Origin of the sequence: Stenotrophomonas chelatiphaga (assembly GCF_001431535.1) — a bacterium.
Taxonomy (GTDB): domain Bacteria; phylum Pseudomonadota; class Gammaproteobacteria; order Xanthomonadales; family Xanthomonadaceae; genus Stenotrophomonas; species Stenotrophomonas chelatiphaga.
The window spans coordinates 1-8,079 of sequence record NZ_LDJK01000093.1 but is presented as its reverse complement, the minus strand read 5'-3'; the positions used below and the strand labels follow the sequence as shown (position 1 = coordinate 8,079).

The following is an 8,079-nucleotide window of genomic DNA, read 5'->3' as shown; positions in this document are numbered from 1 at the left end:
GCTTTTGACGTTGCCGTTGCCGTTGCTTCAAAGCGCGCGCACGCGCAAAAAAAACTTCACCCGCCTTAGACCGGTCGATGAATAGGCTGGCGCTCCCTGAAACCCTGATCCTGGAGCGCGCCATGAAGATCCGCACCCTGACCACGTCCCTGCTGGCCTCCGCGCTGGTGCTCGGCCTGGCCGCCTGCAAGGGCCCGGAAGCCGAACAGGCACGCCAGGACGCCGCCCAGGCCGCCGACAGCGCCGGCGTGGCCGCCCGTGATGCCGTCGACCGCGCGGCCGCCGCCACCCGCGATGCCACCGACGATGCCGCCGCAGCCTCGCGTGAAGCCGCTGCCGATACCCAGCAGGCACTGGACCGCGCCGCCGACTCCACCGCCGCCGCCGCTGCCGAAGCCAAGGTTGCCGCCAAGGATGCGGCCGCCAATGCCAGCGAAGCCACCGCGACCGCCGCACAGAACGTGGCCGACAAGGCCCGCGATGTCGCCGACGATGCCAAGGACAACGCCGACCACGGCAAGCACTGAACCACGCACCTCCTTCCACGATGCAGGCGCCGGCCGATGCCGGCGCCTTTTTTGTGGCCCTTGCTCAGGGCAGCGCGCGTGCCAGCATCGCCGCGCTGTCGATCCCCAGCGGCAAGGTGCCGAAGGCCAGGCCGTGTTCACCGCCCAGCCGGCTGCGCACGAACGTGGCCGCGAACGGACTGCCTGCACGCAGCAGGATCGACCCCTGCAGCAGCAGCGCCAGCCGCTCGCAGTAAACCCGCGCGAGTGCCGGCTCCGGCGGCGCGGCGCTCCACCAGCGTGACATCGCCTCGTCGAAGGTGGCATCCAACCCGCTGCCGGCCAGCAGTTCCTCATGCAGCGCCTGCAACGCCGCCGGCTCGCGCTGCAGCGCGCGCAGCACGTCCAGGCACTGGATGTTGCCGCTGCCTTCCCATATCGAATTGAGCGGCGCCTGGCGGTACAGCCGCGGCAGCATCGACTCTTCCACGTAGCCCGCTCCGCCCAGGCATTCCTGTGCTTCATTGACGAACGCCGCCGCGCGCTTGCACACCCAGTATTTCCCCAGCGCGGTGCCCACCCGTGCCAGCAGCGCCTGGCGCGGGTCGCGTGCAGCGCGGTCCACCGCCGCGGCCACGTGCAGGGCCAGCGCGGTCGCCGCTTCGGATTCCAGTGCCAGGTCGGCCAGTACGTTGGCCATCAGCGGGTGGTCGCACAGGCGTTGGCCGAAGGTACGCCGGTGCCGCGCATGGTGCAGCGCCTGCGCCAGCGCCATGCGCATTTCCGCGGCAGCGCCGAGCATGCAGTCCAGTCGGGTCATCATCACCATGTGGATGATGGTCGCCACGCCGCGCCCTTCATCGCCCACCCGCCAGGCCTGCGCGCCGGTGAATTCCACCTCGCTGGAGGCATTGGACCAGTCCCCGAGCTTGTCCTTCAGCCGCATCAACTGGAAGGCGTTGCGATTGCCATCGGCCAGCCGCCGCGGCATCAGCAGGCAGGTCAGGCCTGCCGGCGCCTGCGCCAGCACCAGGAAGCCGTCGGACATCGGCGCGGAAAAGAACCACTTGTGCCCCACCAGCCGGTAGCTTCCGTCCGCGCCTGGCTCGGCGACGGTGGCATTGGCGCGGACATCGGAGCCTCCCTGTTTCTCGGTCATGCCCATGCCCAGGGTGATGCCGACCTTGTCGGCGATCGGCACATCGCGCGGGTCGTACACCGGTGCAGCCGCCTTGCGGGCCCACTCCGACAGCACCGGGTGGTCGGCCAGCACCGCCACCGCGGCGTGGGTCATGGTCAGCGGGCAGCTGGTCCCGGCTTCGGCCTGGTGGTGCAGGTAACTCAGCGCGGCGCGCGCCACGTGCGCGCCCGGTTGCGGCTCGTGCCAGGACAGCCCGGCCACGCCGTGTTCCTTCGCCGTGTGCAGCAGCTGGTGGTACGCCGGATGGAACTCGACGGTGTCGATGCGATGGCCCTGCGCATCGTGGGTACGCAGGCGCGGTCGATCGCGGTTGGCATCGAAGCCGAGCCGGTACAACGCATCGCCGGCGAGGCGGCCGTACGCTGCCAGGCGACCCGCGAAGGAGGACGCCCCACCCCGGTCCACCGCTTCCACCAGCGCCGCATCGTCGGCCCACAGGTGGCGGCCGGCGAACGCGGGCGGCTGGTTGTGCACGAGGTGGGTCTGGAACGGTGCTGCTTCGTTGCGCATGGTGGAACGCCTCCCTGGCCGCATGACCCTCGATTCTGCCCCAGCGCGGGAACGGCTGCTGTTCAGGCGGATTCTCACCTCCTGCACGACGGCCCCGGCACAGTGCCGACATGAGCAGACGCGACGATCTGGTGGTGCTGCGTCCGGAAGGACTGTACTGCCCCGCTGGCGATTTCCACATCGATCCATGGCGCCCGGTGGCGCGCGCGGTGATCACCCATGGCCACGGCGACCACGCCCGCGGCGGCATGCAGGAATACCATTGCAGCCCGTCCAGCGAGCCGATCCTGCGCTGGCGGCTGGGCGATGTACGCATCCACACCCACGGCTGGGGCGTGCCGTTCCGGATGGGCGCGGTCGAAGTATCGCTGCACTCGGCCGGCCACGTGCTGGGCTCGGCGCAGGTGCGCATCGACGACGGCGAGCAGGTCTGGGTGGCGTCCGGTGACTACAAGCGCCAGCCCGACCCCACCTGCGATCCCTTCGAAGTGGTGCCGTGCGATACCTTCATCACCGAAGCCACGTTCGCTTCGCCGATCTACCGCTGGCCCGACACCCCGGACGTGGCCGCGGACATCGTCGCCTGGCGTCGTGAATGCGGCGAACGCGGCGAAGCGGCGATCCTGCTCTGCTATGCATTGGGCAAGGCGCAGCGGGTGCTGGCCGAACTGTTGCCGCTGGACGACCAGCCGGCCTGGCTGCACGGGGCGATCGACAACGGCGTGCAGGTGTATCGCCAGGCCGGCATCCCGATGCTGGCCACCCAGGCAGTGGCCGAACAGGGTCGCCAGCCCGATTCAGCCGGCCGCTTGGTGCTGGCCCCGCCATCGGCCGCGGGCACGCCGTGGGTGCGCCGCTTCGGCCGCCACCAGCTGGGGTTTGCCTCCGGCTGGATGCACCTGCGCGGCAACCGCCGCCGTCGCAACGTTGATCGCGGCTTCGTGGTGTCCGATCACGCCGACTGGCCGGCGCTGCTGCAGACCATCGCGCAGACCGGCGCCACCCGGATCATCGCCACGCATGGCAACACCGATGCATTGATCCGCTACCTGCGCGAGAACGGCACCGCCGCCGAAGCCTTCCGAACCGACTACGGGAGCGAAGAATGAAGGCCTTCGCCGACCTGTACCAGCGCCTGGACCGCAGTACCGCCACCGGCGACAAACGCGCCGCGCTGGTCGACTACTTCCGCCATGCGCCCGCGCACGACGCCGCATGGGCGTTGTACCTGCTGAGCGGTGGCAAGGTCGGTAGTGCGCGCCGCAAGATCGCCGCCAGCGGCGAACTGCGCGCCTGGTTGGCTGACGAATCCGGACTGCCGGCGTGGCTGGTGGAAGACAGCTACGAGCAGGTCGGCGACCTGGCCGAAACGCTGACCCTGCTGGTGGATGAGCCGCGCCAGCCAGCCCCGGACCGCCCGTTGGTGGAGTGGATCGAAACCCATCTGCTGGCCGTGGCCAACCTGGACGAAGCGATCCGCCGCGCCGCCGTGGAAACCGGCTGGCGGACGTTGCCGGCAGCGCAACGGCTGGTGTTCAACAAACTGCTCACCGGCGCGCTGCGCGTCGGCGTCTCGCAGCGGCTGGTGCAGCAGGCACTGGCCGAACTGTCCGGGCTGGACATCGCGCGCATCGCCCAGCGCATGCTGGGCGACTGGGTCCCCTCGCCCACCCTGCTTGCCACGCTGTTGACGCACGAGGAGCTGCCGCTGGACCGCCAGCAGCCCTATCCGTTCTTCCTCGCCTCGCCTCTGGAAGCGGCGGTGGAGACGCTGGGTCCTATCAGCGACTGGCTGCTGGAATGGAAGTGGGATGGCATCCGCCTGCAGCTGCTGCGCCGGCAGGGCGAGGTCGCGCTGTGGTCGCGTGGCGAAGAGCGGCTGGACGGGCGTTTTCCGGAAATCGAACAGGCCGCCGCAGTCCTCCCCGATGGCTGTGTGATCGACGGGGAGCTGCTGGCCTGGGATGCAGGGCAGGATCTGCCGCGTGCCTTCACCGCGCTGCAGACGCGCATCCAGCGGCGCAAGCCGGGGCCGGCGACCCTGCGCAGCACGCCGGTGCGCGTGCTCGCCTACGATTTGCTGGAAGAAGGGGGCGAAGACCTGCGCAACGTGCCGTTGCAGCAGCGCCGTCAGCGCCTGGCTGCGCTGCTCGGTGCGCTGGATGATCCCCGCCTGCAATTGTCTCCCCAGGTACATGCCGACGACTGGCAGCAGGCGGCCACCCTGCGCGAAGAAGCAAGCGTGCGCGGCGTGGAAGGCTTGATGGTCAAGCGTGCCGATTCGGTCTACCAGGCCGGGCGCCGCCGCGGTGACTGGTGGAAGTGGAAGGTGGATCCGCTGACCATCGATGCGGTGCTGCTGTACGCGCAGGCCGGCCACGGCCGGCGCAGCACGCTGTACACCGATTACACCTTCGGGGTCTGGAACGGTGACGAACTGGTGCCGGTGGCCAAGGCCTACTCCGGCCTGGACGACAAGGAAATCCTCGCGCTGGATCGCTGGATCCGCGCCAACACGCGCGAACGCTTCGGCCCGGTGCGCAGCGTACGTGCCGAACAGGTGTTCGAGCTGGGCTTCGAAGCGGTCAATGTCAGCAAGCGGCACAAGTCCGGCATCGCCGTGCGCTTCCCGCGCATCCTGCGCTGGCGCCAGGACAAGCCCGCTGCCGAAGCCGACCATCTGCAACAGCTGCAGGCACTGGCCCGATGACCGCAGCGGAGGCGCTCAAGCGCCTGCAGGGTTTCTTCGCCGAACGCGGCTGGCGGCCGCTGCCGTTCCAGCGCACGATGTGGCGGCACTACCTGGCCGGGCAGTCCGGCCTGCTGCATACGCCCACCGGCAGCGGCAAGACCCTGGCGATGTTCGGCGGCCCGTTGCTGCAGGCGCTGGTCGATCCGCTGCCCACGCCGGCCCGTCGCAGCGCGGTACGGCCGTTGCAGGTGCTGTGGGTGACCCCCCTGCGCGCACTGGCCACCGACACCGCACGTGCGCTGCAGGCGCCGCTGAAGGCCGTTGGACTGGACTGGCAGGTGGGCCTGCGCAGCGGCGACGCCAGCAGCCGCGACAAACGCCTCGCCCGCGAAGGTCGGCTGGACGTGCTGGTGACCACCCCGGAATCGCTGGCGCTGCTGTTGAGCTACCCCGATACGCTGGCGCGCATGCGCCAGCTGCGCTGCGTGGTGGTGGACGAATGGCATGAACTGCTGGGCAGCAAGCGCGGCGTACTGCTGCAGCTCAACCTGGCCCTGCTGCGCGACACCGCACCGGCGATGCAGCTGTGGGGCCTGTCGGCCACGCTGGGCAACCTGCAACAGGCTCGCGAGGTGCTGCTGCCCGGCTGCGACGACGCGGTGACCGTGGAAGGGGCCAGGCCGCGACCGGTTCGCGTGCGCAGCCTGCTGCCCGAGCCCGGCGAGCGCTTCCCGTGGGCGGGCCATCTGGGGCTGGGGCAGCTGCCGCGCGTGCTGCAGGCGCTGATGGGCGCGCGCAGCAGCCTGCTGTTCACCAACACCCGCGCGCAGGCCGAGCTCTGGCACCAGGCATTGTCCGCGGTGTGGCCCGAAGACAGCGCCACGCTGGCGCTGCACCATGGATCGCTGGATCCGGCGCTGCGCCAGCAGGTGGAAGATGGACTGCGCGCCGGCAGCCTGCGCTGCGTGGTCGCCACCTCGAGCCTGGACCTGGGCGTGGATTTCCCGGAAGTGGAACAGGTGCTGCAGTTGGGCAGCCCGAAGGGCGTGGCCCGGCTGCGCCAGCGCGCCGGACGCGCGCGTCATCGCCCCGGCGCCAGCGGCGAGATCCTGTGCGTCCCCAGCCATGCGCTGGAGCTGGCCGAATACGCGGCCGCGCGCCGCGCCCTCGACGCGGGCGTGGTCGAGGCACGACGGCCGCTTCGGCTGTCGCTGGACGTGCTGGCCCAGCACTGCATCAGCCGCGCGCTGGCCGGCGGCTTCGATGCCGAAGCGCTGCTCGCGCAGGTCCGCCGCACGCATGCCTTCGCACAGCTCGGCGATGCGCAGTGGCAGGACGTGCTGCAGTTCATCGTGCAGGGCGGGCGGGCGTTGGCGCAGTACCCGGATTTCCACAAGGCGGTGCAGGACGAGGACGGCATCTACCGCGTGCACGACCGACGCCAGGCGCTGCGCCATCGCCTGTCCATCGGCACCATCAGCAGCGACGGCAGCGTGCGCGTGCAGTTCCTGCGCGGCGGCAGCCTGGGCGCGGTGGAAGAACAGTTTGCCGGGCGCCTGCGTCGTGGTGATCGCTTCCAGTTCGCCGGCCGGCTGCTCGAACTGGTACAGGTGAAGGACATGACCGCCTACGTGCGCGTGGCCCGCGGTGGAGAAGGCGTGGTGCCGCGCTGGCAGGGCGGCCAGCTGGCGCTGTCCACTTCACTGGGGCGGGAACTGGAAGCGGTGCTGGGCGGCGCCGACGACAGCCCCGAATCGCGCTGGCTGGCACCACTGATGGACCTGCAGGCAACCCTGTCGGCGCGGCCTTCGCCGGATCACCTGCTGGTGGAAGACGTACGCCGCCGCGAAGGCCAGTTCCTGTTCGTGTACCCGTTCGCCGGCCGCCACGTGCATGAAGCCCTTGCCGCGCTGCTGGCCCTGCGCTGCACGCGGCTGCAGCGCAACAGCATCGGCTATGCGGTGAACGACCACGGGCTGGTGCTGGCCCCGGCCCTGCCCATCGCCCTGGATGGGGCACAGTGGAGCGCGCTGCTGGACCCTGGCGCGCTGCTTGATGACCTGCGCGCGGCGGTCAACCTGGGGGAACTGGCACGCCGCCAGTTCCGCGGCATCGCGCGGGTGTCCGGCCTGCTGGTGCCCAGCCTGCCGGGCGGCATGCCGCGTTCGCTGCGCCAGCTGCAGGCTTCAGCCGGCCTGCTGTACGACGTGCTGCGCGAACACGATCCGGAGCACATGCTGCTGCAGCTGGCCGAGCGCGAAGTGCTGCACGACAGCCTGGACGTGGACGGCCTGCGCGACGCGCTGCAGCGGATGCAGGGCCGTGCACTGTCGCTCCAGGCACCGCGCTCGCTGACGCCGCTGGGCTTCCCGCTGTGGGCCGAACGCCTGCGCGGCCAGCTCAGCAATGAAGACTGGCGCACGCGCGTGCTGCGTGCCGCGCAACAACTGGAAAAGCGCAATGCCCGATGATGTTGTCCTGCACCTGGCCGGCGAGGAGGTGATCCTGCTGGGCGAGCGTGCGCTGCGGATACCGCGGCTGCGCGCCGTGTTGATCGCCGACCTGCACCTGGGCAAGGCGGACATCTTCCGCCGCGCCGGCATCGCGCTGCCGGTGGGTGGCACCGCCGCCGACCTGAAGCGGCTGCAGCAGCTGGTCGAGCGTAGCGACTGCGAGCAGCTGTGGATCCTCGGCGATGTGCTGCACGGGCCGTTGCACCGGGCGCCGTGGTACAGCCACTGGCTGGCCTGGCGCGAGCAGCGGCCCGGGCTTGCGGTCCACGTGGTGCGTGGCAACCACGACCGCGCGCTGTCCGCCGCCGCGCTGCAGGTGCAGGTGCACGAGGAGCAGGCCGCACTGGGTCCCTTCCTGCTGCGCCACGAACCGGAGCCGGATGCGCAGGCCCACGTGATTGGCGGTCACCTGCATCCGCTGGCCGCGCTGCCGGGGCTGCCGCGCCGGTTGCCGGCCTTCTGGCTGCGCGAGCGGGTGACGGTGCTGCCGGCGTTTTCGCAGTTCACCGCCGGGGTGGTGCCGGTGTTGGCAGCCGGTGAGCGGATGGTCGCGTGCGTGGACACTGCGGCGGTGCTGTTGCCTGCGCGGTAGGTGGGTCGAACGGGTGGGACGCCCTCGCGGGTGGCTGCGTTTCGCTGGCTACGTGCTTTGGGCCG

6 protein-coding genes are annotated in these 8,079 nt (G+C 70.5%); 5 read left to right on the top strand and 1 reads right to left on the bottom strand.

Translation table 11 applies throughout. The annotated features are described in order from the left end of the window. Positions 1–122 precede the first annotated feature (122 nt). On the top strand, positions 123–527 hold the full coding sequence (locus ABB28_RS16280; RefSeq protein ID WP_057687417.1) for a hypothetical protein: 405 nt from the start codon (positions 123–125) through the stop codon (positions 525–527). A 64-nt stretch (positions 528–591) separates the two neighbouring features. Here the strand turns inward: ABB28_RS16280 and ABB28_RS16275 are convergent, their stop codons facing one another. Next, positions 592–2,217, bottom strand: a complete 1,626-nt coding sequence (locus ABB28_RS16275; RefSeq protein ID WP_057687416.1) for an acyl-CoA dehydrogenase family protein — start codon at positions 2,215–2,217, stop codon at positions 592–594. Positions 2,218–2,327: 110 nt separating this feature from the next. Here ABB28_RS16275 and ABB28_RS16270 point away from each other — a divergent pair, with 110 nt between their 5' ends. From ABB28_RS16270 to pdeM, 4 genes are read left to right on the top strand one after another with little or no spacing between them, the layout of a single operon-like run. Next, positions 2,328–3,326 carry a ligase-associated DNA damage response exonuclease gene (locus tag ABB28_RS16270; RefSeq protein WP_057687415.1) on the top strand — a complete coding sequence of 333 codons (999 nt, stop codon included), beginning with the start codon at positions 2,328–2,330 and terminating at the stop codon, positions 3,324–3,326. Continuing rightward, positions 3,323–4,927, top strand: coding sequence for an ATP-dependent DNA ligase (locus tag ABB28_RS16265; protein ID WP_057687414.1), 1,605 nt, complete (start codon positions 3,323–3,325; stop codon positions 4,925–4,927). The genes ABB28_RS16270 and ABB28_RS16265 overlap by 4 nt, the downstream gene beginning before the upstream one ends. Beyond that, positions 4,924–7,380, top strand: a complete 2,457-nt coding sequence (locus ABB28_RS16260; protein ID WP_057687413.1) for a ligase-associated DNA damage response DEXH box helicase — start codon at positions 4,924–4,926, stop codon at positions 7,378–7,380. Before ABB28_RS16265 ends, ABB28_RS16260 begins: the two co-directional genes overlap by 4 nt. Continuing rightward, positions 7,370–8,014, top strand: coding sequence for a ligase-associated DNA damage response endonuclease PdeM (pdeM, locus tag ABB28_RS16255; protein WP_057687412.1), 645 nt, complete (start codon positions 7,370–7,372; stop codon positions 8,012–8,014). The genes ABB28_RS16260 and pdeM overlap by 11 nt, the downstream gene beginning before the upstream one ends. Positions 8,015–8,079 lie beyond the last annotated feature (65 nt).

Excerpts from the sequence above, each read along its gene's own strand:
- pdeM (WP_057687412.1), top strand. The coding sequence starts at position 7,370 with ATGCCCGATGATGTTGTCCTGCACCTGGCCGGCGAGGAGGTGATCCTG.
- ABB28_RS16280 (WP_057687417.1), top strand. The coding sequence starts at position 123 with ATGAAGATCCGCACCCTGACCACGTCCCTGCTGGCCTCCGCGCTGGTG.
- ABB28_RS16260 (WP_057687413.1), top strand. The coding sequence starts at position 4,924 with ATGACCGCAGCGGAGGCGCTCAAGCGCCTGCAGGGTTTCTTCGCCGAA.
- ABB28_RS16275 (WP_057687416.1), bottom strand. The coding sequence starts at position 2,217 with ATGCGCAACGAAGCAGCACCGTTCCAGACCCACCTCGTGCACAACCAG.
- ABB28_RS16270 (WP_057687415.1), top strand. The coding sequence starts at position 2,328 with ATGAGCAGACGCGACGATCTGGTGGTGCTGCGTCCGGAAGGACTGTAC.
- ABB28_RS16265 (WP_057687414.1), top strand. The coding sequence starts at position 3,323 with ATGAAGGCCTTCGCCGACCTGTACCAGCGCCTGGACCGCAGTACCGCC.